We start from the raw sequence: 24,639 nt of genomic DNA, 5'->3' as shown, positions 1-24,639 counted from the left end.
GGCGCCGACGACGTGAGGCACGTCATGTCTCAGCGGCCCACCGCCACCTCGGTCGCCGGCAGTATGTCAGCATGTGCAGATGACTCCACGCAGCCTTGTTCGCATCGTTGGTGTCGTGGTTGCGACGACCTTGGCGCTGGTGAGCGCACCCGCCGGCGGTCGTGCCGCGCATGCGGATCCGTGTTCGGACATCGCGGTCGTTTTCGCTCGCGGCACGCATCAGGCTTCTGGTCTTGGCGACGTCGGTGAGGCGTTCGTCGACTCGCTTACCTCGCAAGTTGGCGGGCGGTCGATTGGGGTCTACGCGGTGAACTACCCAGCAAGCGACGACTACCGCGCGAGCGCGTCAAACGGTTCCGATGATGCGAGCGCCCACATCCAGCGCACCGTCGCCAGCTGCCCGAACACCAGGATTGTGCTTGGTGGCTATTCGCAGGGTGCGACGGTCATCGATTTGTCCACCTCGGCGATGCCGCCCGCGGTGGCAGATCATGTCGCCGCTGTCGCCCTTTTCGGCGAGCCATCCAGTGGTTTCTCCAGCATGTTGTGGGGCGGCGGGTCGTTGCCGACAATCGGTCCGCTGTATAGCTCTAAGACCATAAACTTGTGTGCTCCCGACGATCCAATATGCACCGGAGGCGGCAATATTATGGCGCATGTTTCGTATGTTCAGTCGGGGATGACAAGCCAGGCGGCGACATTCGCGGCGAACAGGCTCGATCACGCCGGATGATCAAAGACTGTTGTCCCTATACCGCTGGGGCTGTAGTCGATGTACACCGGCTGGAATGCGAAGGGCAAGAACCCGGTATTCATCAGGCCGGATGAAATGACGGTCGGGCGGTAATCGTTTGTGTTGAACGCGTAGAGCCGATCACCGCCGGGGCTGGTGTAGACCTCAATGTTTGTGTTCGCCGGCAGGGTTCCGGATCCGATGACATATGACGGGATGGTTCCCGTTACCCCACCGGAATCGATGATCGAGGGGACGGGTATGGGAGTCCCACCATCGATCGATACGTACAGGGTGGTGATCGGCGATCCGACGACCTCGACGTTGGGCGCAGGTAGCGGGTTGGGACCGAACACGAGCTCACCTGCGGGTGCGTCGATGAGCACTCCCTGGTTGAGGTCACCCGGTAACGCCATCGTCGGAATGCTGGGGCCTGGTCCCACCGCATTGGGCCCAACTCCCAGAACGCCGTCCACGCCGACGGCACCGAAATAGGCTTCGAACGGAGTTGTTGTCGGATCGGCCAGCAAGGCGCTGAAGTAGGTCGAAATGGCGAAGGGGGACGTTGGGATGGACAAGAGGACGACATTAACGGCGGTCGGCGCGGTGACGATGCCATTCCCGAAGTCCACCGTCGTGGTATACGTGGCGAAGATGTAGTACAGCCCCCCGCTGTAACCGCTGATGCTCAATCCGGTTGGGAGGCCCATGTGAAGCACTCCCAGGATTCCCCCGACATCCTCAGGCGAGACAACAAGACCAGCGGATCCGGTGTCGACCAGAATGGTTGACGTCGGTCCGCCGTTGACGTTGGCATGTACCGTCGGCTCTGTGACATGAATTATCTCCAGCGGGACGGTTCTGCCGTCGCCGCCTGGCCCACTGACGCCGTATCCGCCATACAACAGGCCGCCGCGGCCTCCGGCGCCGCCCGTGCCACGATCGACACCGACTCCATCACCGAGGCCGCCGGCTCCGCCGTTCGCTCCCCAGCCCAAAAGTCCTGCGGCACCGCCGGTTCCGCCGGCTCCACCACTCATGCCGGGGATGCTCGACGCGCCCCCGGGCCCGCCGATCCCGCCGTTGCCGAGCAGCCAGCCACCGTTGCCGCCGGCTCCCCCGGGGGCGTTGGGTCCGCCGGCTCCCCCGGCGCCGCCATTGCCGATCAACCCCGCGGAACCGCCGGCCCCGCCGCCGACCCCCGACGCCGTCGCGGAATAACCGTTGCCGCCGTTGCCGTACAGCAGCCCACCCGCCCCGCCATTCGGACTCGTTGCCGTCCCGGGTGCTCCGTCGCCGATTAGCGGACGCCCCAACAACGTTTCGGTTGGTGCATTGACCGCGCCCAGCAGATCGTGCTGCGCGGTCTGCAACTGTGACGCGATGGTGGCCTCCGCGGCCGCATACGATCCTGACGCCGAGTTCAGCGTCTGCACGAACTGTTGATGGAAAGCGCTCGCCTGCGCGCTGACCGCTTGATATTCCTGACCGAACCTGGCAAACAGCGCTGCCACCGCCGCCGATACCTCATCAGCGCCAGCGGCCGCAAGCGCGGTGGTCGAGGCGGCAGCCGCGGCATTCGCCGCGCGCAGTGTGGAACCTATGTTCTCCACATCCGCTGCCGCGGACGTCAAGAACTCGGGAACCACGACCAGAAATGACACGCCGCCCCTCCGCCTCGATCACCATCCCTGCGCGCATACAGCGTATCCAGACGCTGCCTTTGACATCTCGGATTTTCAGTAGCTACCGCACGGCACAGCACGCGTTAGGTAGATAGTGGCTATTTGCTGGTACCATCTACCTGTGGCGCTGAATATCAAAGACCCTGAGGTAGACCGACTAGCCACCGAACTCGCTGACCGGCTGCACACCAGCAAGACTGCCGCCATCCGGCATGCCCTGTCTGCCCAGCTGGCGTTTTTGGAGTCGCGCGCCGGCGACCGTGAGGCACAACTTCTCGACATCTTGCGTACCGAAATCTGGCCCCTGCTTGCCGACCGCTCCCCCATCACCAAGCTCGAGCGCGAACAAATCCTCGGCTACGACCCCGCAACCGGAGTCTGAGCACCGCAATGATCGTGGACACAAGCGCCGTGGTGGCCCTGGTTCAAGGCGAGCGGCCGCACGCCACCCTGGTCGCGGCCGCCCTGGCCGGCGCCGATAGCCCCGTCATGTCTGCACCCACCGTCGCCGAATGCCTGATTGTCTTGACCGCCCGTCACGGCCCCGTTGCGCGCACGATCTTCGAACGACTTCGCAGCGAAATCGGCTTGAGCGTGTCATCTTTCACCGCCGAGCATGCCGCTGCCACGCAACGAGCCTTTCTGCGATACGGCAAGGGGCGCCACCGCGCGGCTCTCAACTTCGGAGACTGTATGACGTACGCGACCGCCCAGCTGGGCCACCAACCACTGCTGGCCGTCGGCAACGACTTCCCGCAAACCGACCTTGAGTTCCGCGGAGTCGTCGGCTACTGGCCAGGCGTCGCGTAACCGTATGCGCGGTGATCGCTGTTTGTAATGAGTTCAGCGACACGAAGAATAAAATATGGGTAGCCGAAATCACTAAGCTACAGTGCTGGTGCACGCCATGAAAGACCGTCAATGACAAGGAGGACGGCCGAAATGCCCAAGGACCGACTGCCGGACTTGACGCCCACAGGAGCGTACGCACCGGCCAACAGCGGCATGACCATGGCAAGGCAGGACGGCCCTCGATGACCGGCAAGCTCGTTGAGCGGGTGCACGCAATCAATTGGAACCGGTTGCTCGATGCTAAAGATTTGCAGGTCTGGGAACGTTTGACCGGTAACTTTTGGTTGCCGGAAAAGATTCCGCTCTCCAACGACCTGGCATCTTGGCAAACGTTGAGTTCCACCGAGCAGCAGACGACGATCCGGGTGTTCACCGGCTTGACCCTGCTCGACACCGCGCAGGCGACGGTGGGAGCAGTGGCCATGATCGACGACGCGGTCACCCCCCACGAAGAGGCGGTCCTGACCAACATGGCGTTCATGGAGTCAGTGCACGCCAAGAGCTACAGCTCGATCTTCTCGACCCTGTGCTCGACCAAGCAGATCGACGATGCCTTCGACTGGTCGGAACAGAACCCTTACCTGCAGCGAAAAGCGCAGATCATCGTCGACTACTACCGCGGTGACGACGCGCTCAAGCGCAAAGCATCGTCGGTAATGCTGGAGTCCTTCCTGTTCTACTCCGGCTTCTACCTGCCCATGTACTGGTCGTCGCGGGGTAAGCTCACCAACACCGCCGATCTGATCCGGCTGATCATCCGAGATGAAGCCGTCCACGGCTACTACATCGGCTACAAATGTCAACGAGGTTTGGCCGACCTGACCGACGCCGAGCGGGCCGACCACCGCGAATACACCTACGAGCTGCTGCACACGCTCTACGCGAACGAGATCGACTATGCGCACGACTTGTACGACGAGTTGGGCTGGACCGACGACGTTTTGCCCTACATGCGTTACAACGCCAACAAGGCGCTAGCCAACCTGGGATACCAGCCCGCATTCGATCGTGACACCTGCCAGGTGAACCCGGCCGTGCGCGCAGCTCTCGACCCCGGTGCAGGGGAGAACCACGACTTTTTCTCCGGCTCCGGAAGCTCATACGTAATGGGCACCCACCAACCCACCACCGACACCGACTGGGACTTCTAACCGCCCAGCGCGTCGGGGGCGTCGAGCACCACGCGACACCGGGCCCGATCGATCTGCTAGCTTGAGTCTGGTCAGGCATCGTCGTCAGCAGCGCGATGCCCTATGTTTGTCGTCGACTCAGATATCGCGGCAATCCAATCTCCCGCCTGCGGCCGGCGGTGCTGCAAACTACTCCCGGAGGAATTTCGACGTGCGCATCAAGATCTTCATGCTGGTCACGGCTGTCGTTTTGCTCTGTTGTTCGGGTGTGGCCACGGCCGCGCCCAAGACCTACTGCGAGGAGTTGAAAGGCACCGATACCGGCCAGGCGTGCCAGATTCAAACGTCCGACCCGGCCTACAACATCAACATCAGCCTGCCCAGTTACTACCCCGACCAGAAGTCGCTGGAAAATTACATCGCCCAGACGCGCGACAAGTTCCTCAGCGCGGCCACATCGTCCACTCCACGCGAAGCCCCCTACGAATTGAATATCACCTCGGCCACATACCAGTCCGCGATACCGCCGCGTGGTACGCAGGCCGTGGTGCTCAAGGTCTACCAGAACGCCGGCGGCACGCACCCAACGACCACGTACAAGGCCTTCGATTGGGACCAGGCCTATCGCAAGCCAATCACCTATGACACGCTGTGGCAGGCTGACACCGATCCGCTGCCAGTCGTCTTCCCCATTGTGCAAGGTGAACTGAGCAAGCAGACCGGACAACAGGTATCGATAGCGCCGAATGCCGGCTTGGACCCGGTGAATTATCAGAACTTCGCAGTCACGAACGACGGGGTGATTTTCTTCTTCAACCCGGGGGAGTTGCTGCCCGAAGCAGCCGGCCCAACCCAGGTATTGGTCCCACGTTCCGCGATCGACTCGATGCTGGCCTAGACTCGCGAGGACCGCGCGGTGGTCGCTGCGCGGATTTGGGGCGGCGGAAGTGAGTGTTCGGTGCGCCCACTGCGGTGACTCACCTGCAGCGCCGGCATCGACAGGCCGGGAGCTCAAGAATCGTCGCTAGAGAATCTATGGTGCGTTAGAGGATTCCCTGCTAGACAGCCTTGGTGCGGTGGTCGGCCCGCGGACGAGAGGATATGCGATCCACAAGCTGGGTTTCTGCAGCGTCGTCATGCTCGGGATCAACTCGATAATCGGCGCCGGTATCTTCCTAACTCCAGGTGAGGTGATCGGGCTCGCAGGACCCTTCGCGCCGATGGCCTATGTTTTAGCTGGCATTTTCGCGGGTGTCGTGGCGATCGTCTTCGCGACGGCGGCAAGGTACGTCAGAACAAACGGTGCCTCCTACGCCTACACAACGGCCGCATTTGGGCGCCGGATCGGCATCTATGTCGGTGTCACCCACGCCATTACCGCGTCCATCGCTTGGGGGGTGTTGGCTTCTTTTTTCGTCTCGACGCTGTTGCGAGTGGCCTTCCCCGACAAGGCCTGGGCCGACGCCGAGCAACTGTTCAGTGTGAAGACGCTGACGTTTCTCGGCTTTATCGGCGTGCTGTTGGCCATCAACCTCTTCGGCAACCGGGCGATCAAGTGGGCCAACGGAACGTCAACGGTAGGCAAGGCATTCGCGCTCTCGGCATTCATTGTCGGCGGGCTGTGGATCATCACCACCCAGCACGTGAACAACTACGCAACGGCGTGGTCGGCATACAGCGCGACCCCGTACTCGTTGCTTGGCGTCGCCGAAATTGGCAAGGGCACGTTCTCGAGTATGGCGCTGGCCACGATTGTCGCGTTGTACGCATTCACCGGTTTCGAATCGATCGCGAACGCCGCCGAAGAAATGGACGCGCCGGACCGGAACCTGCCGAGAGCTATACCGATCGCGATCTTCTCGGTTGGCGCGATCTACTTGCTCGCCCTAACGGTAGCGATGCTGCTCGGATCGAACAAGATCGCCGCGTCGGGCGACACCGTGAAACTGGCCGCGGCCATCGGAAACGCTACCTTCCGAACGATCATCGTCGTCGGAGCCCTGATATCGATGTTCGGCATCAATGTCGCGGCCTCGTTCGGTGCACCGCGGCTTTGGACCGCGTTAGCGGACAGCGGGGTTCTGCCGACACGCTTGTCACGCAAGAACCAATACGACGTGCCGATGGTCTCCTTCGCAATTACGGCGTCGTTGGCGCTCGCATTCCCGTTGGCGCTGCGGTTCGACAACCTGCACCTGACCGGCCTGGCGGTGATCGCCCGATTCGTCCAGTTCATCATCGTGCCGATCGCTCTCATCGCATTGGCGAGGTCTCAGGCAGTAGAACATGCTGCTGTGCGGCGAAATGCGTTCACCGACAAGGTGTTACCGCTTGTTGCGATCGTGGTCTCGGTTGGGCTGGCAGTGTCCTACGACTACCGCTGCATCTTTCTAGTGCGGGGTGGTCCGAACTACTTCTCGATTGCTTTGATCGTGATCACGTTCATCGTGGTACCGGCGATGGCTTATCTGCACTACTACCGAATCATTCGCCGGGTTGGCGATCGGCCGAGCACTCGCTAGATTCCGTTGGCGCTGAGCTCGAACGGGAGAACACAACGGCGAGCGATGGCGGGAATAGCCTGGTCGGTGCGGGCAAGATTTCAACCTGCATTCCCGGATCGGCGGCGCGGGCAAGCGTCTGCAACGCCGAGGGACTGTAGGCACGTAGTGCGCTGATAAAGCCGTCGTGCATGCTCGAGCGCATCGACGACCATGGCAGCAGCAGTAGGTGGAGCGGCAGTAGCAGCACCGAAGAGAGCGTGAACGACAGCGGTTTCTGCCGTTTGAGGTCGATGATCAGAAAGCGCTTCCCCACCCGGGTGGCCTCGGCGATCGCTTTGCAGGCGACCGTAGGCGGCAGGTGGTGAAATGCCAGCGCGAAGACCGCCAGGTCATAGCTGTGGTCGTGGCCGTCGATTGCGGTGGCGTCGATCACTTGGGTGCGTGCTCGCGGATGTGTTCCCAGCTCTCCCGCGGCGATGTTGGCCACCGAGGTGGGATCTAGATCGCTGATCGTCACCGTCGCTGTCGGGTGTAGCTCGAGGATTTTCGCTGAGAGCTTGCCATGGCCCGCACCAAGTTCCAGGATTCGCGGGTTGGGAATGTCAGAAACAAGTTTCAGGGCTATCCGGGCGTACTTCTCGTGCAGGTTGGTCAGGGTGCCCACCCGGTCGAGCACCCCGATGATCTTCTGTTTGACCTCATCGGGCACATCGTCGCGGTCGAGGTACTCCAGTGCGTCGGTCTGGAATCGACGATCCAGCCAAGACGCGTCGGGGCCACCCCGTGGCATCGTGGCGATCGCCTGCTCGCGGATGTTCGCCTCACCCATGGCAGCTCTTCCCCTCTCGACGTCCCGTGTTCGCAATGCTATGAGACCGCTGACCGGGCTCCCCAGCCCGCCGGTCGCGCGTGCTTAGCTACGTAGCAGAGGGGCCGTCACTTCGAGGGCTGCCGCCACTCGGTGATCTTGCGGCCCAATGAATCGGCCGCGTTCGAGGCTGCCCGTCCCACGCCCTCGACGATGCCACCGAATCCGTCGCGGATACCTTTGATCAGCGGGTCGTTGGACTGGTCGAAGCCGTCCCGGTAGTACCGGGCGGCCGCGCCAAGGTCGTCTGCAAATTTGGCGTTGCCGTCGTCGGCCCGACGCGGGTACTCGCCGGCTGTCACCTTGGCATAGCCGCCGGTGTCCACCCAGTGAGTCAAGGCGGCAGCCCGCAGCACCGAGAACGGATGGGTCTGCAGCTCCAGGTTGAGCAGCTTGAGCACCCCGTCGCGCATATCGCCGGATGTCTCGTATTCCCGGGCCTGAGCCAAGAAGGCCTCCGAGTCCAGCTTGTCCAGCCGGCAGCCGCCAGCGAGCTTCATCTCCACCCTGAGCGCGGTGTCCAAATCCTGCGCGCACAGCAACCCAGCGCGATCGCCGGACAGCTCCGATTTGCGCTGCCATTCCAGCAGCGCAGCCACGATTGCGCGCAGCGCCCAGCCGCCAACCGGCAAGACGCCGAATGACCGGGCCAACCGCAGCAGATGCATCATCATCGTGCGGTACACCGCGTGGCCGGACAGTGCGTGGCCGAGCTCGTGGCCCATCACGAACCGCATCTCGTCGTGTGTCACCAGGTCGTACAGCCCCGAGGTGATCACGGTGAATGGCTTGCCCATGCCGATGGTGAAGGCATCCGCGATTGGTGACTGCATCACGTAGAGTTCGGGTTTCGCCGACGCGTCCAGCACATCCACGCATTCGTCCAGCAGCGCGTCGAGGTCGGCGAACTGCCGCGGCCCGACCCGTGCCGCGCTGGCCAGGTACAGCAGCCGGTGCTGCCGTTCCCGCAACATCCCCGACATCAGCTTCAAGATCTGGTCGAAGCCTTTGAGCCGGCGCAGCGCGGAAAGGGCGGTCCGGTCGGCGGGGTGCTCCCACGCTCTTGAGCTGATCTCGGGAAACGTTTTGCGGGTTGTAGCGGGTGTCTGAGACATGGCTCGGTCCCCTCGTTGGTCCGGTCTTCAGAATACGGCGCGCCGACCAGCAGGTTGGTTGGCGAAACCGCAGCCCAGCACCCTGGGAGGCCACACACCAGGAGCCAGTAGGTCGAACCGCTTTTCGCGAAATACCGTCCATCTGCTCGACGAAATCCGTGACCTTTGCCGTCAGATCACTGACATTACGCTCACAACACGCAGCGTAGTTTGAAAGTGAGTTGGCGGTTAGCGAGCGCACATCTGCCCAGGCGACAACCTGGTCTGGAGGGCCGATCTGAGCACCCGATTTACCAACCTGAGATTGGCCATCGACCCCTGGGGTCAAAGATCCCGCTCAGTTTGGCGAGCAGGCGCCCATATAGGTGCTGTTATCGGCGCACTGCGTAGTTGCGGATACGTTCACGCCGGTGTGTCGGCGCCGGGGCATACCGTCAAGTCTCTGGTGCTGACGGCGACTTCGGCACTTCGTTCGGCAGCGCGTTGCCGACCCAAAAACGCAGGATGGCGGCGCATCTCTTCCTCGAGCTGATGGTCACGCTGCTGAGCTGCAATCCATGCCGGGTGTGACTGAAGAAAAATCACCGTCGCCTCTGATGCATTCGCCACGATTGGCACCGCCTTTCAGATGTACGCAACTCAACTGCACTCGCCGTGCAACACCAAATGCATGGCCGGTGTTTCCACCTTGTTGTCCAGGATTCCGGGCAAAGCTGTGACCCAACCGTGTCTTTAGATGAGAATTGCCCGTGAATTCGCTGGAAATCCGCACCGCTGCGAACACGGGCAGCGTGCGCTGCGTTAAGTGCCGTAGCCGGTATGAAAAGCGCCGACGATCGAATACGGCAGTTAACGAAAATAGTTACCAATTGCATTGATTAACCCCGGGCTTCGCCCCCGCTCCGGGGCCAGACACCGATCGATGAAAAGCATTAGCGACCTGCTCGTTTCGGCACCGAAACGGCTGCCGAGACCATAAGCGGACCAGTGCCCTGGTGCTGGCCTCAGCAAGCACGTGTTGGCGGTACGGTGCGCTCATGGCCGATCGAAACCGCCGCTTTCTCCTTCGCGAACGCCCAACCGGACGCATCGGGCCGGGCACCAGCCGGTGCGGTCGGCTCTGTTGCCGGCCAGCTGGCCAAGGCCGACGGCGCACGCGTCGTAGGGATCGCCGGCGGCCCCGAGAAGTGCGCGCTTCTCACCGACTAGCGGGGCTTTGACGCGGCGGTGGACCACCGCGCCGCCGACTGGGCGGCTCAGCTGGTCGGGCGAGTAGCGTTCCGCGCATGTTTCGCATGACGGTCCAAGACGTGTTCTTCATTCGCAATCGTGGGCTTGTGGCTACCGGCCGCGTCGAGCATGGGGAGCTGAGGGTCGGCGACGAGGTCCGGATCAACGAGGGTTCAGCTGTGCGGGTCGACGCTATCGAGGCCTTTCGCAAAAAGCGGGACACGGCAAAGGCCGGCGATAACGTCGGCCTGCTGTTCCACAGGCTCGACAAGAGCGAGCTAGCGCCCGGAGATGTGATCACTTCCGCGGGTGTATTTCTGGCATAAAGCCGGACCGGTTGCGGCGATCCGACATCGGAACGGTCCCGTTTGGCGCCAGTCAGCGCTCGACGATTCGCTGCAGGGTGATGTCGAACAGGGCATCGAGAGCCTGTTGGTGACCGCTGCCGGCCGAACCAGTCAGGATCAACCCTGATGTGCGCCCGTAGGAGTAGTAATCAGTGCGCGTCTCGTCGGCAGGCTCTGCACTGATCGTCGTCGTGAGTGAGTACCGGAAGCGCTGCGGACCGGCGGTCGGCCGAGAATCCTCGAGGATGCGCACCGTGTAAGAACCGGCGACAGCACTACCAAATCGCAAACATCGGGATACCAAGCCGACGAACGCATCGAACCCGCTTCGGTCGAACTCACGGCCAACCGTCAAGAGGATGTCCTTGCCGTCGGCGACCGCGACCTGCGTGGCGGGGTCGTGCCCGAACACTTGGGCCGCGTCGAACGCGCCGGTCGAGGCCACCCCCACCACCCCGAAGCACTCGATGGGATCAAAACCCAGACCTTCATCGAACACGTGATATTTGAAGTATCCGAACGTGTCCGAGAGCTCCGTGGTCTCGTCGACGGTCCACGAGGCCGGGAATTCGCTCTGCTTGGGCAGCAACTGCGCTAGTTCCTGGTCGCTGAGGGCAGCCAGCCTCGGGGCGAGCGGCTGGCGGCCCGACGCGCCGGAGCGTAAGGCGCTGTGCACCGCGGGGGCGGTGATCAGTACGGCGGCGGTCGCGAGCACGCACAGCGCGGCAGCTATCAGCCCTGACCTCGGTGAATCGCGGAGTCGCACCGAGCCGCTCATAACGCGCGCAACTTCTGCACTGTTCGGGTTGCGAGCTGCCTCACCAGATCCAGGTCGGCGCCCTGAAGATAGCTGGTGCACTCCAGCAGGACGCCCCGCACGGCGTAGTACGCGACATGGTAAGTCGACGACGGGTCACGGCCGTCGGCGGTGGTAAACGTCCTTGTGACCGCGACGGCGGCGTCGGCACCGCCGGCCGAAAGCGCTTCCACCTCGGTGGTGACGGTTCGTTCGTTCTTGACCGTTCCGTCCAAAAAGTGGTTGGTGACCTGGTAAGAACCGCACCGGTTTAGCCAGTCCAGGTAGTTGGCGATCCGCGCCGGGCCGTCGGCAACGGCCCAGAGTGCGAAGCGGGCGTTGGGTCCGCGCTCATCGCTTTCCCCGGTCGCGGCAGCATCCAGGGGCGCATCTTGCCCGAACACCTGCACGTCGCGGTCTATCTGGACATAGGCGGCCAAGTCGGCGCTGGAGTGGTCCAGGATTTTCGGAATGTTTCCGCATCCAGCCGGCGAATAGACGGCTGCTCGGCTCGTGTTAGGCAGCGCGGCCGGCGGCACGGTGCTTGGCGAGACCGCTCGTCGCAACCGCCCGGTCAACGAGTAGCCCCAATCGGCCGGGACGTCCTGACTGGCGGGCAACGCAGTGGCGAGCACCCAGTTCGATCGTGACAGCAGGCTCGCCGCGGCTCGGGCCTGGTTGGCCGGCGGCGCGGTCAGCACCAAGGCCGCACCGCAGGCGCCCAGCACGGCAAGGGAAATAGCACCTATCGCTCTCGGTGACGGTGTACTAGCTGGCCAACGCATCACCGATCGAAAAGGTGACCACGAAGCCGCTCGAGGTTATCCATCAGCACGGCCGAGCTGTGGACGGGCTGAACCGATCGAACCGCAATTCGTGCTCCTCCCCGCGGGCCGGTCTGCGCGGCGTCCGCATCGCCACCGGGGTGTCGCCGTACACATTAGCGTTCAGCGCGGCATTGCGGCCGAAGACACAACGGCGGCTTCCCCGCCCGCGATGGCAGGTGTGACACAGTCGGCCGAGCCCCGGCATGGAATTTGCGTACGCCTTAGCTTTTGTTTGACGCCCAACTTTCACTACGCATGTGAAAGTGTTGCAAATAGCTATTTATTCCGGCAGATCGCATGATTGTTTCGGTGTTTGCCAGACCGAACTCAGGGGTGCGACTGACCGTTTCGTTCGTTGTGTTCGGTCCCACGGGCAGGCAGACCGCGTGCCGCAGTGTGATTTGCGCAATAGGTCGACACTTGCGGCTGGGTGCATCACCTTCGAGCAACGCTGGTTCCGACCTTCGCACAGGGCGATCCGGCGCAAGGTCAGGTGGCTGCAAACGTATTTCTGCGGCTTCGCGGGTCTGCTAACCCGCAGCGGGTCTAGAATTGTCTTATTGTCCGGCGCAGCCGGACCGGGCTTTGCGGCGGTAGTCGCGCCGGCTTTCCGCGGGGATTGCTACGGGGGCGTCACAAGCGTTCGAGTCCGCGCACAAACACACAGGAGCAATAACCAGATGGATTCCTTGTCACACGATCCGGCCGCTGGCGACATCGGATCGCAACTGGTCGAGATCGGTAGCCGTGGCCTGGCGGCCGGCAACGCGGCGACGATGCCGACCATGACCGGGCTGGTACCCGCGGGGGGCGAAGAGGTGTCCGCGCAGGCTGTGATGGCGTTCGCGACGGAGGCCGCTTCAATGATCGCTTCGAACACGGCAGCTCAAGAGGAGCTGATGCGAGCGGGGACAGCGTTGACGGACATCGCTCGGATGTATGGGGATACCGATGACAATGCGGCGGGTGCGTTGACGATCGGAGCCGGCCTGACATCGCGCCACCCGCTCGCGGGTGGGTCGGGCGCAAGCGCAGGTGCGGGACTGATGCGCGCGGGATCGCTGCCCGGCGAAGCCGGATCGGCGGCGCGCACCCCGCTGATGGCTCAGTTGTTGGAGGGGGCATCCTCGCCGATGGCATCGACCGCCGCTAACGCCGGATCGTCGGCGATGAGTGGAGCTGCCCCGGTGGGCAGCGGAATGGGGGCCGGAACGCCAGCCGGCGGCAGCTCCAAAGCAGGGCTGGTCTCGGCCACCGGGCCGGCGGACGAGGATGACAAGGACCCGGAAGACCGGCGCGACCAGCCCAGTGGTGAGCGCTTGGCGTAGCCGCCCGCGACGTTCAACTCGTTACTTTTCGTTGCTTTCGCCGTCACGGCCGTAGCCCCAGACCCATCCGCAGGCCTGGGAGCGGTCTCTTACGCTTGCGCTACTACTCGTTAGCGAAGGAGAGGTGTGGTGACCGACCCCGACATCGCCACCGTCTTGCGGCAGATGAAGATCCCCGAGCGTATGACCAGCAGCCAGGCGCTCCGCGACTTCTTGCTGGCCAACACCGAGGACGGACGGAACGTGCCAACTGGTCCCGAACAAGTCCTTCAGTTGAATGGGCTGCTCCTCCTTTCGCACCTGGAGGTCATTAACGCCCTTGGGGCTTTGGAAGAGCGATTCGCGCTGGAGCATTACCAGAAGTTCCAGCAAGAGCTGAAGAAGCACCGAAAGCGCAGATGGTGGTAGTGCGGCAAACGCATAGCCGGCGTCGACACACGCGGTGAGGTGGCGCCGTCGTACCGTGAGGTATGCGGTGGATTGTCGACGGTATGAACGTGATCGGGAGTCGTCCGGATGGTTGGTGGCGCGACCGCCATCGCGCGATGGTGATGCTGGTGGAAAGGCTCGAGGGGTGGGCCATCACCAAGGCTCGGGGCGACGACGTGACGGTGGTGTTCGAGCGGCCGCCGTCGACCGCCATCCCGTCATCGGTGGTCGAAGTGGCGCATGCGCCCAAGGCGGCCGCCAACTCGGCCGACGACGAGATCGTCCGGCTGGTCCGATCCGGCGCCCAGCCACAAGAGATTCGTGTGGTGACATCGGACAAAGCGTTGACCGACCGGGTCCGAGACTTGGGTGCGGCAGTCTACCCGGCAGAACGGTTCCGTGACCTTATCGACCCGCGCGGGTCGAACGCGGCCCGCCGCACGCAGTGATTAGGGCTCCGGCGATCGAAGACGCCTCAGATTCGCTGCTGGAACTGCCGGTCTCCCACGCGGTTAATCTCCGGTGCCCGGCCCAGATCTGGCAGCCGCGGAACTCAGCGGTGCGCTAGCGACCGCCTACTGCGGCGGCATTGCGGGCGGCGGGTACACGCCGCGCAGGATCCATGGCAGCCAGTTGATGCCGTATTCGATCTCGTCGCTGGCGTCGTAGTCGGGGCTGGGGTCGATAGGAACGTTCTCTTGCGCGGCCACCGGGGACGGCGGTCCGGTTACCGCTCCCCTGGGCGGCATCGCGGAAGGTCGATCGGGCTGTCCGTAAACGGCCACCACGACGGTGCGATCCGGGCTGTTTTCTGACCACACCCCGATCTGGGTGTTGGCGCAGTCGGACATGATCGCGAAAAACGCGGGGTTGTAGTACCACTGGTTTATCAACTCGATGCCGCTGATCGCTACGGCGGGATTGATCGCCACGGTTTCAGCGACTTTCCCGCGGAAGCCGGCGGCATGCGCGCGGTCTTGCGGTGTGGATCCGTCAGAACCGGTGTCGTCGTTGAGGTGTCGGTTGTTCAGCAGATCGAGGGTGTGCCATTGGGCGGCCAATTGTAGTTGCGGGTTGATCGTGACGTCGTTGGTGCAGCCGGCCTGACGTTGAACGGTGTAGACGTTGGCGACCACGCCGTCGTTGAGCCGCTTGTCGTCGGCCCGTGCGGCGGGAGCAGCCATTATGGCGACGGCGGTGGTCGCGGACAAGGCACACGTGGCCGATGCTCGACGCGACATGTCAGTCCCCTTACCTCAGCCCGAGCGCCGATTGTCGACCGCGGAGTTTCGCAACTGCCAGATCAGCGCGGGGCAGAGTTCGTTGACAGCCTGGCTGAGCAGATACGAGGCCTGGTATTGGTCGCGGGTGTCGAAATCGGCCTTGACGTCGGCGATGATCTGTGCGTAAGGGCGGCCCCGAGACACCTTCTCGCAGAGGCCATGTCCGTAACTCAATGCGGCGTCGGCGTTGGCGAAGTTGTAGCCCGGGCGTACCGTCACGTTGACCAGATAGGCGACCACGTCGGCGCGTGCGTGTGGTGGCACCGCCGCCGTCACGACACCGCATAGCAGCGCACCCACGAAAACGCCGGCGGCAAGGGTCTGCTGGGGCATCAATGATTGGCGCTGCACTGGTGCCCCCCGTCAGATCGGTTCGAATTGCGAGATCAGCCAACGCCCGTTGATGTTGTCGAGGGTCACCCGAACGCTGGAAGCGGCGGTGGTCGGCGCGTCCTTGCCGACGGTGATGGTCTGGTTTACGAACAGCAGGACGACGGCGCGGTCGGCGGAAGTCGACACCGACGCCGCGGCCGCGACGGTGGCCACGGCCGAGATCTGCTTCTGCTGTGCGCCGGGGATCACCACGTCGTGGGTCAGCTGTGTGTAGGCGTCGAGGAACGTGCCCGTGAGCCTGCTTCGCGCGCTCTCGAGGTCATGCTGCACGGTGTCGGGCCGGTAAGACAGCAGCGCGGTGGTGCCGTCGGTCGCGGCCCGCACGGATTCCGCACGGGCAACCGCGGCGTCGCGGACGGCGCCGTCCTGCCATTTCAGCAAGCCCGCGCCACACGTCAGCGCCAACGCCAGCCCGGGCAGCAGCCCGTAGGCGATCACCCGCGACCAGCTCACGGCACGAACCCGACGTCGGACACCTTGACCCGGTCGCCGACCCGCTGCACGGTGATGCGCATTCGCCACGCTCGTGGAACCGGGTCGGCTTCGCCGGCATTCGACGTTTGCACGGACACCGCCACCAGCGCCTGGGCCGTGTCGGCGGTCTGCGTCTGCAGCCCGGCCTCGGTGATCGTGCCGACCGTGCTGGCCTTTGCGTGCCTCAGTACTTCGACGAAGGGCTGGGACCGCTGGGCGAAGTCGTTGTAAAACTCGCCTGTGGCGCCGTCCAGAATGCGGCGCACATCCGCCTCGGCGTTGCGCCAGTCGATGGTCGTTAGGTTCAGCGCGCACTGCCGGGCCGCTTGCAGGAAGTGACCACGCTGGTCCTGCGCATGGCGTGCCCGCTGGACGCGAAATCCCCAGCAACACAACAGCACCGCCAAAGCGACGACGACGACCAGGCCGAACAGCAGCATGCGCCGCGGCGCCGACATGGATGGTTTGGCTGGGGCCGGCGACACGCCGGCTGCCTCAGCGATCTCCGATACGGCGTCATCCTCGGCGTCGGAATCCACTGCTACCGACATCGTGTCCTCCCTCCATCACCGTCAGCTGCCCGGCGGCAGCAGCATCGTTTGCCATGTCTGCGGGATGTCCTGGCCGGACCCCAAACCCGGCACCGTGGCGTTGGGGTCGCCCTTCCAGTTGTAGCCGTCGTTCAGCGGCAGGTATGGCTCGTCGCTCTCGCATAACTTCACGGTGGGTGCGCGCTTGCCCGGCACGGTTTCACAGGGGATGTTGCGGGCGCCGCGCACGTTAAACGGCGAATCCTGGGGCACCCGGCAGTACAGATCACCGGCCGGGCGATCCGGGTAGTCCTCGAACGTGGGAATGCGCCGCTGCTGGGCCGGCAGAAAGCCGGTGGTGCACGGCGGCGGCAGGTTCAGGTTGAGGTTGAAGCTCAGATACTGGCCCCGGTAGGCCTGCTTGGTGTTGAGGTTGGCCAGGATGCCGGCCTGTTCGGCGGCGATGGCCATGGGGAACACCACCAGCAGCTGTTCGATGTCGTTGTGATAGGTGAGTGCGACCTGGCCGACGCTGACCAGGTTGGCCAGCAGGATGGGCACGGTGGGTTGTAGCCGCTCGAGCAGTTGGCGCGTCTCCCCCAACGCCGGACCGCCCCGGTCGATGAGATCGCCGACCGCCGAGTCGTGTGTCTGCAATTGGCCGGTGACTGCGGCCAGCTGTGCCGCCCAGGCCGCGATCGCATCCGAGGTGTGGGTCTGCGAATCCAGCACCGGTCCTGCCCGGTCGATCAGCGCCACCAGCGGATCGAGATTCGCGCGAGCATCGATCGCCAGTTCCGCCGAGCCCTTGATCAGCCGGGAAAGTTCGAGCCCTAACCCGGCCACCGCGGTGTACGACTCGTCGATGACGGTCTGCAGGTTCTCGTGAGGTATTGCCTCCAATGCGGTGTTGGCCGCGCTGAGCAGGTCGTTGATGTCGGGCGGCACCGAGGTGTCGGCCAGCGCAATGACATCGCCGTTCTTCAGTGGCGGCGAGGCGGCGTTGCGCGGCAACAACTCGACGTAGGTTTCGCCGATCGCGGTGTGGCTGTGCACCTCGGCCTTGAGGTCCGACGGGATATCGATGCCCGATTTCAGGGCCAGCACCGCTTGCACCCCGGTGTCGGTGAGCCGCACCGCTGCCACCCGGCCCACCTCAAAGCCGCGGTAGGTGACATTGCCGGTGCGATACAGCCCACCGGCTTCGACCAGCTCCATCGTCACCGTGTAGCGGCCGACGCCGAAAAGCATCGCCGGCAGCCTCACGAAATGCAGGAACGTGATGGCCAGCACGCCCACCGCGATCACGGTAAAGACGGCCAGCTGAACGATCACTCGGCGCGGTAGATGCAGCATCTAGGGCCCCTGATCCCAGCGGTAGGCGATCGTCAGCGGATTGCCCGGGGTACCCCGATAGCCCGCGGTACACGGGCTGGGGAACTGCCCAATGGTGCGACCCCACTGCAGCTCGAGCTGGGTCAGATGACACTCCCAGCGGGTGCCGGTCAACAGGCCCTGGTCGATGCGGCTGAGCGTGAGGTCGACGATCGCGGTCAGGTTGGCGTAGTCGCCGCGCTGGAAATTTTGGAACGTCTCGTTCGGGAACGGGAACGTGGCCAGCAGGGACAGCGATCGGGTCAGCGCCGGACCGGAATTGGCCAGCGACTCCAACACCGGTCCGAGTTGCCGCAGTTCGGTGACCAGGTTCGCGGTGGTCTTGTTGACCGAGTCGACGGTCAGGGCGCTGAACTTGCTCAGCTGCTCGGCAGCCTCGACGAGCGTGTCCCGCTCATCGGCCAGCACCGCGAGCGCGTCGGGGATGGTGGCCAGGGCCCGATCGAAGACGGGTTGCTGGTCGGCGAACTTGCCGACGAGGCGGTTGAGGCTGTCGGTGGCCGCGATGATGTCACCGGACTGGTTGTTGAGGTATGCGGTGAAGGTGTCCAGCTGCCCAATCAGCCCGCGCAGATCGTGCTCACGGCCGGCAAACGCGGTGCTCAACGCCTCGGTGATGTCTTGAACCTGGCCCAGTCCGCCGCCGTTGAGCACCAGCGACAGCGCTGCCAGCGTCTGCTCGGTGCTTGGGTAGGCGCTACCGTGTGACAGCGCAATGAGTGAACCGTCGCGCAGCTTGCCTTGCCGCGCTTCGCCTTTCGGTGGCGCCAGCTCGATGTGGTAGGAACCCAGCAGGCTGGTGGTGCCGATCTTGGCCGTTGCGTTGGCGGGCAAATCGACGTCGCCATCCAGCCGCATGGTCACCAACGCGTGCCAGCCTTGGCGCTCGATTTTCGTGACGTGGCCGACCGTCACGTCGGCAACCCGCACCCGCGAGTTCGGCTGGATGTTGTTGACATCCGGCAGCTGCGCCTGGACCGCGAAGGACCCCGGGCCGTTGCCCTGCGTGCCGGGCAGCGGCAGCGAATTCAGCCCGCGCCAGCCGCAGCTCGCTACCACGGCCGCGATCATCACCAGGGTCAGGCCGATCCTCACGAGCCACCCCCCGGCGGCATCATCATGCCGCGCAGGCCGGTCGCGGGATCGACGGTCACGGCCGCGGCCGGATCTGGCGGCGTGTCCGCAACTGGTGCAACGTAATCGGGCCGCAGCCAGTCCTCGCTGTAGGTGACCTCGTTAGGCCTGGCCTGCGCCCCGACGAACAGGTTCGCCCCCAGCGGCGGGTAGTTGTACTGGCGGTTCTTCACGATCGGCGCCAGGTATTGCACGCACAATTTGGCCGCTTGCTCGCCGCCCAGCCGGGAGGCAGCCTGGATCGCGCCGCACAGGAAGGCGATTGGGTTGGCCATGTTGTTGCCCGCCAGCGCGCCGGTCAGCGCGCCGTTGGCCGGTTCGAAGATGTTGTTGAAGTTCTGCAACACCGTCGGGCTGATATGCAGCGTCTGCTTGATGTCGTCGAGGCTGTCGACCAGCGCGGTGGTGATCGACGCGAGCTTGTCTGATGCGGTGCCGATCGCCTCGCGGTGCTCGGCGGCGAAGCTGCCGACGTCGGCTACGACCGCGTTGAGGTCCTCGGCTGCCTGACCGATCTTGTCCGGGCCATCGGCCAGCAGCGAGGTCACCGCGGCCAGGTTGTGGTTGAGCCGTTCGAGCAGGTCAGCGCTGTCATGCAGCGCCGTGACCAGCGTCGACAGGTTCGTCACGGTGGAGAAGATGTCTTTGCTGTGGTCACCGAGAGCCGAAATCGCTTGTGACAGTTTGATGATGGTGTCGCGGATGGTGGCGCCTTGCCCGCGCAGGTTGTCGGCGGCAGTATTGATGAGCGCACCCAGCGTGCTGACGGCGCCCGGCCGGGTGGGCTGCAGCAATGCGGTCAGCCGCTGAAGTTGCGCCCGCAAGTCGTCCCACTCCACCGGCACCACGGTGCGCTCTTGCGGGATTACTGTGCCGTCGGCCATGGTCGGCCCGCCGGCATACGGCGGTGTCAGCTGGATGGCCCGGCCGGTCACCAGTTGCGGCGACAGGATCGCCGCGGCGGCATCGGCGGGGACTCGGTATTTGCGGTCGAACCAGAACGAAATCTTGGCGCGCAGCGGTTGCGGTTCGATCTTGACGATCTTGCCCACCGGCACGCCCCGAATGAGCACGTCGTCACCGGCGAACACACCGTTGCTGTTGTCGAAGTAGGCGACCACGGTCGTGCGGGCGGCGGCGTCGGCGGTGCGCATGGCCAGGATCACGCCCGCGACCAGCACCAGGGCGGTCGCCAACACCGAGCGGGCACGTCTGAGTTTCGTTGTCACGGTTGGTCTCGCGGCTGCTGCGCGGGCGGGCCGGGCGGCGGCCCGCCGGGCGGCGGCCCGGGCGGCTCCGGCCGGTACGGATAGCGCGGATCGCCGGGATTGCCGGTGATCGCGTCGGGCAGCGTCAGCCGCGGCTCACCGCCCTGGCCCGTGCGCGGGTAGGGCATCGGCAACGGCGGGGTTCCGGGTTGACCGGTCGGTGGGTCGGTCAGCTGCGACGGCAGCAACGTGGCCGGGTCGAGCCCCAGGTCGGAGAACGCGGCGCTGATGAACGGTTGCACGAACTGACCCGGCAGCAGGTTCACCACGTATGCCTTGAAGAACGGGCCCGACGACAGCGACTCACCCAGCGACATGACATAGGTGTTGATCAGCGGGATGGCCTGCCGCACACGCTCTTTGCGGTTTTCGACGATAGCCAGCACCCCGTTGAGCTTGTCCAGCGCCGGGCGCAGCTGCTGGCGGTTCTCAGCGATGAAGCCCCGCAGTTGTTCGGCCACCGCCGAGATGTTCGCCCAGATCCGGTCCAGGGCGGCGCTTTGGGTGCGCAGCTGCGCCAAGACCACATTCGTGTCGCGCACCAGGCCGACGATCTGGTCGGTGCGGTTGGCCAGCACCCCGGTGGCTTTGGCCGCGTTGGCCAGCAGGCTGCGCAGTTGGTTGTCGCGCTCATCGAGGGTTTGGGCGAGCCGGGCCACCCCGTGTATGGCGTTGCGGAAGTGCGCCGGCGTATCGGCAAAGGTCTGCGCCAGGGTGGCCAGCGATTCGGACAGCCGCTCGGTGTGCAACCCGCTGATCGTGGCGGCCAAATCGCCAAGGGCGTCGGGCAGTTGGTAGGGCGACGTGGTCCGCTCGATCGGGATCGGAGAATCGAGTCGGCCGTCCCCGCGGGGGGTGACGTCGAGGAACTTGCTGCCCAACAAGCCCTTGGTTTTGATTGCCACTTCGGTGCGGTTTCCGAGTCGGACGTCGGTGTCGACCTTGAACTCCACCAGCACGCCCGGTCCGTCGAGCGAGATGCTGGACACCTTTCCCACCGGATAGCCGGAGACCTCGACGGTGTTGCCGGTGCGCAGCCCGCCGGCGTCGGCGAAATAGGCGGAGACCCTGGTGCCCTGGTTGAAAAACGGCAGCCGCTGGTATTGCAGCGCGGCCAGCGCAACGGCGGCGACGACGACGATGCCGACTGTGCCGATGGCCAGACGGTTGCGTTCGGCGAAGGATTTCATTTCGGCGCGCACCGCCCGCTGTCCTGACCGGCCAGCTTGATGTACACCGGCTGGCCGCCCTTGCCGTTGACCTTGAGCACGACGTCGCACAGGTAGAAGGCGAAGAAGTCGCCGTACATACCCTGGCGGACCAGCGCCTGGTATTTGTCCGGCAGCGTGTTGAGCAGATTGTCGAGGTAGTCGTGGTCGGCGGCCGCGATGCCGGCCACCCGATCGGTCTCGCGAACCACCTTCGCCAACGGCGCGCGAGCCTGCGACAGCAGATCGGCGACCGAGCCGGCGGCGGCGTTGGTGTAGGCCACGGCGTTGGAGATGTCGGTCTTGCGTTGTGCGAGCCGGTGAATCAACGCCGATAGCGACGTCACCGCCTGGTCCAACCGATCGGTGTGAGCGCCCAGCGAGCCCAGCACCACGTTGAGGTTGGTGATCACCTGCCCGATCAGCCGATCACGGTCGGCCAGGGTGTTGGTCACGGCCGCGGACTGGGCCAGCAATGACTCGATCGTGGGCCCCTGTCCGGCAAACGCGTGCAGCAACTGTTCGCTCAGCGCGTTGACCTGCTCGGGGTTCAGCGCACGAAACAGCGGCTTGAATCCACCGATCAGGGCATCCAGATCCAACGCCGGTTGGGTGCGCGCCAACGGAATCGTGTGACCGGGACGAAGAACGGCGAGTCCGCCGGCCCCTTCCTCCAGCGCCAAATAGCGGTCACCGAACAGGTTGTCGTAGCGGATCACCGCCCGGGTGCCCCGCGTGAGGGTGACCGAGTTGTCGGCGGTGAACTGCACCCGCACCGTCGCGTCGGGGTTGATGGAGATCCTGGTGACCTTGCCGACCTCGACGCCGGCGATGCGCACCAGCTTGCCCGTTCGCAGATTGGACACGTTGGCGAACTCGGCGTAGTAGGTCTTGCCGTCGCCGAAGCGCACCTCCCCGAAGACGGCAATCAGCAGGAACGCCGTCAGCAGGCATACCGCCAGGAAGACGCCGAGGCGCACCACGACGCCCCCCAGGTTCTCCCTCATGGCTGCTCCCCCGCCGCGGGGTTGGGCCCGATCGCCGGCCCGGGGATGCACTGACGGATCGACGGCGGCTCGGGCACCGCGCGGGTCACCGGGAAGTAGTTGGCCCAGCAGGGATGCCCGATGCCGGGGTTGGGCCGGATGTCCAGCCCGGTTCCCCATCCGGTGTTGGTGACCAGCTGGCGCACCGGGAAGTTGTGGGTGGCATCCGGCAATGGCCCGCATCCCGGCCTTCCGCCGGGACCCCCCTTGGCCGCGACAACCGGCAGGTTGTCCGGATAGACATAGGGGTCGTTGCCGAACAGTAGCGCCACATCGAGTTGTAGCGTGCGCCCGTCGGCCCCGCCCCAGGCCGCATAGCCGCCGTTGTCGAGATACCACTTGGCGCCCTGCAAGAAGCAGGTGTATTCGGGGTTGTACTTGAACAGCAGGCTCGTGGTCGGCGCCAGGATGTCGGCCGCGCCGACGAGATTGTCTCGGCTGCTGCCAAGCAGGTTGGTGCCAGCGTTGGATAGTCCGATGGCGTTGAGTAGCAAGGCATCCAGCTGCGTCGAATGATTCACGACGGTCGCACTGGTGGTGCTGGCGGCGTTCAGGATCGTCAGGATGTCTTGGGCGGCCGCGTCATAGGTGTCGGTGAAGTTCTTGAGCGATCGCCAGTTGCCGCCGATGGTGTCGCCGCGTGCGTTGAGTGCCTCCAGCACCTCGTTGAGGTCGGTGGTGGCCTGGCCTATCCGTTCACCTTGCCCGCGAACGGCGTCGGCGACCGCGGTCAGCACGGCGTTCAGTTTCAGCGGGTCGATCATGTTGAGCAGGTCGACGACGTTTTCGAAGACGGTGTTGATTTCCGTGCTGACGTTCTTCGAATGCAGTACCGCCCCAGCGGACAGCCGTGCACGACTTGGGTTTTGCGGCATCACCAGGTCGACGAACTTGGCACCGAATGCGGTGGTGGCGCTGATCTGTGCCTCGACATTGGCCGGGATGTACCGGATCTGGTCGGGGTCGATCTCCAGTCTGAGGCTCGCCCCGTTCTGGGCCCGCTCGATCCGACCGATCTGGGCGACCCGGCCGACCTGCACACCGCGCATCATGACCTTGGCGCCGGAGTCCATCACCAGCCCGGAGCGGTCGGCCGTCAGCGTCACCGGCACAGTCGACCGCAAGCTGCCCGTGAAGGACACCGCCGTCACCAGGACAGCCACCCCGATCACCGCGAACAGGATCAGCGTCCACCACGCGTCGTGCAAACGGTGTCGACCCGGCCCGCGTCTCATGTCACTAGGTCGCCAGGTGAAAGTTGGGCGACTGGCCGTAGATGGCCAGCGTCATGACAAGGATTGCGATCGACGCGACGACCATCGAGGCACGCACGGCCCGGCCGACCGCCTCGCCAACCCCGGCCGGCCCGCCATGTGCGGCGTAGCCGTAATAGGTGCACACCAGCATGATCATCAGAGCGACCACGACGACTTCAACCGACGACCAGAGCACGTCGGTCGGGCGCAGGAACGTGTTGAAGTAGTGGTCGTACACGCCCGACCCCTGGCCATAGATGGCGGTGGTGCCGACGCGCGCGGCCAGGTAGGCCGTCATCAGTCCCACACAGAACAGAGGGACGGCCACGACCACTCCGGCCAGCACCCGGGTGCTCGCCAGGTAGCTGATGCTGCGGATGCCGATCACCTCGAGCGCGTCGATCTCCTCGTTTATCCGCATCGCCCCCAGCGCAGCGGTGGTACCGGCACCGACGGTGGCCGCTAGCGCGACCATCACGGTTCCGGGCTGAATCTCGCGGGTGTTGAAGAAGGCCGACGCGAAGCCGGTCAGCGCCTCCACACCCACCGAAGCGAACTGGTTGTAGCCCTGCACGGCCACGATCGCGCCGGTGGTCATCGCCAAGAACCCGACGATCGCGACCGTTCCACCGATCACCGCAAGAACCCCGGTCCCCAACCCCATTTGCGCGATCACCCGCAGCAGCTCGCCGCGGTAGTGCATGAGGGCGTCGGGAATCCCGGCCAGCGTGCCGACGAAGAACCGCATCTGCGATCCCATCCGATTCCATTCGCTTACAAGGGCTTTCGCTGCCGTCATGGGTTCACC

The 24,639-nt window shown here is 64.4% G+C and carries 27 protein-coding genes and 1 pseudogene; 11 read left to right on the top strand and 17 right to left on the bottom strand.

Translation table 11 applies throughout. The features are described 5' to 3' along the window. The first annotated feature begins 79 nt into the window (after positions 1–79). On the top strand, positions 80–733 hold the full coding sequence (cfp21, locus tag MCAN_RS10465) for a cutinase Cfp21 (RefSeq protein ID WP_003409976.1): 654 nt from the start codon (positions 80–82) through the stop codon (positions 731–733). On the opposite strand, the gene MCAN_RS10460 is transcribed toward cfp21, so the two are convergent. Beyond that, the gene (locus tag MCAN_RS10460) at positions 721–2,397 is read right to left on the bottom strand and encodes a PecA family PE domain-processing aspartic protease (protein WP_014001047.1); all 1,677 of its coding nucleotides are present in this window, start codon (positions 2,395–2,397) and stop codon (positions 721–723) included. The two genes, cfp21 and MCAN_RS10460, sit on opposite strands and share 13 nt — an antisense overlap. A gap of 142 nt (positions 2,398–2,539) precedes the next feature. Here MCAN_RS10460 and MCAN_RS10455 point away from each other — a divergent pair, with 142 nt between their 5' ends. The 5 genes from MCAN_RS10455 to MCAN_RS10435 all read left to right on the top strand — a co-directional run bounded on the left by MCAN_RS10455 (position 2,540) and on the right by MCAN_RS10435 (position 6,922). Then, on the top strand, positions 2,540–2,800 hold the full coding sequence (locus MCAN_RS10455) for a type II toxin-antitoxin system VapB family antitoxin (protein WP_015288196.1): 261 nt from the start codon (positions 2,540–2,542) through the stop codon (positions 2,798–2,800). 8 nt (positions 2,801–2,808) lie between these two features. Further along, a complete protein-coding gene (locus MCAN_RS10450) occupies positions 2,809–3,228 on the top strand; it encodes a type II toxin-antitoxin system VapC family toxin (RefSeq protein WP_014001046.1) in 420 nt (139 codons plus the stop codon). 224 nt (positions 3,229–3,452) lie between these two features. Beyond that, positions 3,453–4,421: a class 1b ribonucleoside-diphosphate reductase subunit beta gene (gene nrdF / locus MCAN_RS10445; RefSeq protein WP_014001045.1), complete on the top strand. Its 969-nt coding sequence runs from the start codon at positions 3,453–3,455 to the stop codon at positions 4,419–4,421. Positions 4,422–4,611: 190 nt separating this feature from the next. After that, positions 4,612–5,298, top strand: coding sequence for an immunoprotective protein Mpt64 (gene mpt64 / locus MCAN_RS10440; protein ID WP_014001044.1), 687 nt, complete (start codon positions 4,612–4,614; stop codon positions 5,296–5,298). A 178-nt stretch (positions 5,299–5,476) separates the two neighbouring features. After that, positions 5,477–6,922, top strand: coding sequence for an APC family permease (locus MCAN_RS10435; RefSeq protein WP_014001043.1), 1,446 nt, complete (start codon positions 5,477–5,479; stop codon positions 6,920–6,922). On the opposite strand, the gene MCAN_RS10430 is transcribed toward MCAN_RS10435, so the two are convergent. From MCAN_RS10430 to MCAN_RS21450, 3 genes are all read right to left on the bottom strand, one after another. Then, the gene (locus MCAN_RS10430; RefSeq protein WP_003409942.1) at positions 6,885–7,733 is read right to left on the bottom strand and encodes a class I SAM-dependent methyltransferase; all 849 of its coding nucleotides are present in this window, start codon (positions 7,731–7,733) and stop codon (positions 6,885–6,887) included. The two genes, MCAN_RS10435 and MCAN_RS10430, sit on opposite strands and share 38 nt — an antisense overlap. A 107-nt stretch (positions 7,734–7,840) precedes the next feature. Further along, on the bottom strand, positions 7,841–8,887 hold the full coding sequence (locus MCAN_RS10425) for a M48 family metallopeptidase (protein WP_014001042.1): 1,047 nt from the start codon (positions 8,885–8,887) through the stop codon (positions 7,841–7,843). A gap of 402 nt (positions 8,888–9,289) precedes the next feature. After that, entirely contained in the window at positions 9,290–9,496 is a 207-nt protein-coding gene (locus MCAN_RS21450; protein WP_021082892.1) for a hypothetical protein, read from the bottom strand. 489 nt (positions 9,497–9,985) lie between these two features. On the opposite strand from MCAN_RS21450, the pseudogene MCAN_RS24125 reads away from it, so the two are divergent. After that, positions 9,986–10,093: pseudogene (locus tag MCAN_RS24125) on the top strand (dehydrogenase); the annotation flags it as partial. 80 nt (positions 10,094–10,173) lie between these two features. Then, the gene (locus MCAN_RS10415) at positions 10,174–10,443 is read left to right on the top strand and encodes an EF-Tu/IF-2/RF-3 family GTPase (RefSeq protein ID WP_014001041.1); all 270 of its coding nucleotides are present in this window, start codon (positions 10,174–10,176) and stop codon (positions 10,441–10,443) included. Positions 10,444–10,495: 52 nt separating this feature from the next. Here the strand turns inward: MCAN_RS10415 and MCAN_RS10410 are convergent, their stop codons facing one another. Both MCAN_RS10410 and MCAN_RS10405 read right to left on the bottom strand, forming a co-directional pair. Then, positions 10,496–11,242 carry a hypothetical protein gene (locus MCAN_RS10410; protein ID WP_015288194.1) on the bottom strand — a complete coding sequence of 249 codons (747 nt, stop codon included), beginning with the start codon at positions 11,240–11,242 and terminating at the stop codon, positions 10,496–10,498. Continuing rightward, positions 11,239–11,988: a hypothetical protein gene (locus tag MCAN_RS10405; protein ID WP_003908776.1), complete on the bottom strand. Its 750-nt coding sequence runs from the start codon at positions 11,986–11,988 to the stop codon at positions 11,239–11,241. The genes MCAN_RS10410 and MCAN_RS10405 overlap by 4 nt, the downstream gene beginning before the upstream one ends. Before the next feature lie 779 nt (positions 11,989–12,767). Between MCAN_RS10405 and MCAN_RS10400 the strand changes: the two genes are divergently transcribed. From MCAN_RS10400 to MCAN_RS10390, 3 genes are all read left to right on the top strand, one after another. Further along, complete coding sequence (locus MCAN_RS10400) at positions 12,768–13,415, top strand: PE family protein (RefSeq protein WP_003909553.1); 648 nt, start codon at positions 12,768–12,770, stop codon at positions 13,413–13,415. A gap of 126 nt (positions 13,416–13,541) precedes the next feature. Further along, on the top strand, positions 13,542–13,823 hold the full coding sequence (locus tag MCAN_RS10395; protein ID WP_009940633.1) for a hypothetical protein: 282 nt from the start codon (positions 13,542–13,544) through the stop codon (positions 13,821–13,823). Between the two features lie 62 nt (positions 13,824–13,885). Continuing rightward, a complete protein-coding gene (locus MCAN_RS10390; protein WP_003899113.1) occupies positions 13,886–14,293 on the top strand; it encodes an NYN domain-containing protein in 408 nt (135 codons plus the stop codon). Between the two features lie 126 nt (positions 14,294–14,419). On the opposite strand, the gene MCAN_RS10385 is transcribed toward MCAN_RS10390, so the two are convergent. From MCAN_RS10385 to MCAN_RS10335, 11 genes are read right to left on the bottom strand one after another with little or no spacing between them, the layout of a single operon-like run. Continuing rightward, entirely contained in the window at positions 14,420–15,085 is a 666-nt protein-coding gene (locus MCAN_RS10385) for a CAP domain-containing protein (protein WP_003899112.1), read from the bottom strand. Between the two features lie 15 nt (positions 15,086–15,100). Continuing rightward, complete coding sequence (locus MCAN_RS10380) at positions 15,101–15,478, bottom strand: DUF732 domain-containing protein (RefSeq protein ID WP_003899111.1); 378 nt, start codon at positions 15,476–15,478, stop codon at positions 15,101–15,103. Between the two features lie 12 nt (positions 15,479–15,490). Next, positions 15,491–15,973 (bottom strand): Mce associated membrane protein, encoded by a 483-nt coding sequence (locus tag MCAN_RS10375; RefSeq protein ID WP_003899110.1) that lies wholly within the window; start codon positions 15,971–15,973, stop codon positions 15,491–15,493. After that, positions 15,970–16,545 carry an Mce associated membrane protein gene (locus tag MCAN_RS10370; protein WP_003899109.1) on the bottom strand — a complete coding sequence of 192 codons (576 nt, stop codon included), beginning with the start codon at positions 16,543–16,545 and terminating at the stop codon, positions 15,970–15,972. Before MCAN_RS10370 ends, MCAN_RS10375 begins: the two co-directional genes overlap by 4 nt. Positions 16,546–16,566: 21 nt before the next feature. Next, a complete protein-coding gene (locus MCAN_RS10365) occupies positions 16,567–17,880 on the bottom strand; it encodes an MCE family protein (protein ID WP_003899108.1) in 1,314 nt (437 codons plus the stop codon). Next, the gene (gene lprM, locus MCAN_RS10360) at positions 17,881–19,014 is read right to left on the bottom strand and encodes an Mce family lipoprotein LprM (RefSeq protein ID WP_014001038.1); all 1,134 of its coding nucleotides are present in this window, start codon (positions 19,012–19,014) and stop codon (positions 17,881–17,883) included. Next, complete coding sequence (locus MCAN_RS10355) at positions 19,011–20,282, bottom strand: virulence factor Mce family protein (protein ID WP_014001037.1); 1,272 nt, start codon at positions 20,280–20,282, stop codon at positions 19,011–19,013. Before MCAN_RS10355 ends, lprM begins: the two co-directional genes overlap by 4 nt. Then, positions 20,279–21,511, bottom strand: coding sequence for a virulence factor Mce family protein (locus tag MCAN_RS10350; RefSeq protein WP_014001036.1), 1,233 nt, complete (start codon positions 21,509–21,511; stop codon positions 20,279–20,281). The genes MCAN_RS10355 and MCAN_RS10350 overlap by 4 nt, the downstream gene beginning before the upstream one ends. Further along, positions 21,508–22,536: a virulence factor Mce family protein gene (locus MCAN_RS10345; RefSeq protein WP_014001035.1), complete on the bottom strand. Its 1,029-nt coding sequence runs from the start codon at positions 22,534–22,536 to the stop codon at positions 21,508–21,510. The genes MCAN_RS10350 and MCAN_RS10345 overlap by 4 nt, the downstream gene beginning before the upstream one ends. Next, positions 22,533–23,810 (bottom strand): MCE family protein, encoded by a 1,278-nt coding sequence (locus MCAN_RS10340; protein WP_014001034.1) that lies wholly within the window; start codon positions 23,808–23,810, stop codon positions 22,533–22,535. The genes MCAN_RS10345 and MCAN_RS10340 overlap by 4 nt, the downstream gene beginning before the upstream one ends. 4 nt (positions 23,811–23,814) lie before the next feature. Beyond that, positions 23,815–24,630, bottom strand: coding sequence for an ABC transporter permease (locus MCAN_RS10335; RefSeq protein ID WP_003899102.1), 816 nt, complete (start codon positions 24,628–24,630; stop codon positions 23,815–23,817). Positions 24,631–24,639: the final 9 nt, after the last annotated feature.

Source organism: Mycobacterium canetti CIPT 140010059, assembly GCF_000253375.1.
GTDB classification, from domain to species: Bacteria; Actinomycetota; Actinomycetes; order Mycobacteriales; family Mycobacteriaceae; genus Mycobacterium; species Mycobacterium tuberculosis.
This window is presented reverse-complemented; position numbering and strand designations above follow the sequence as displayed.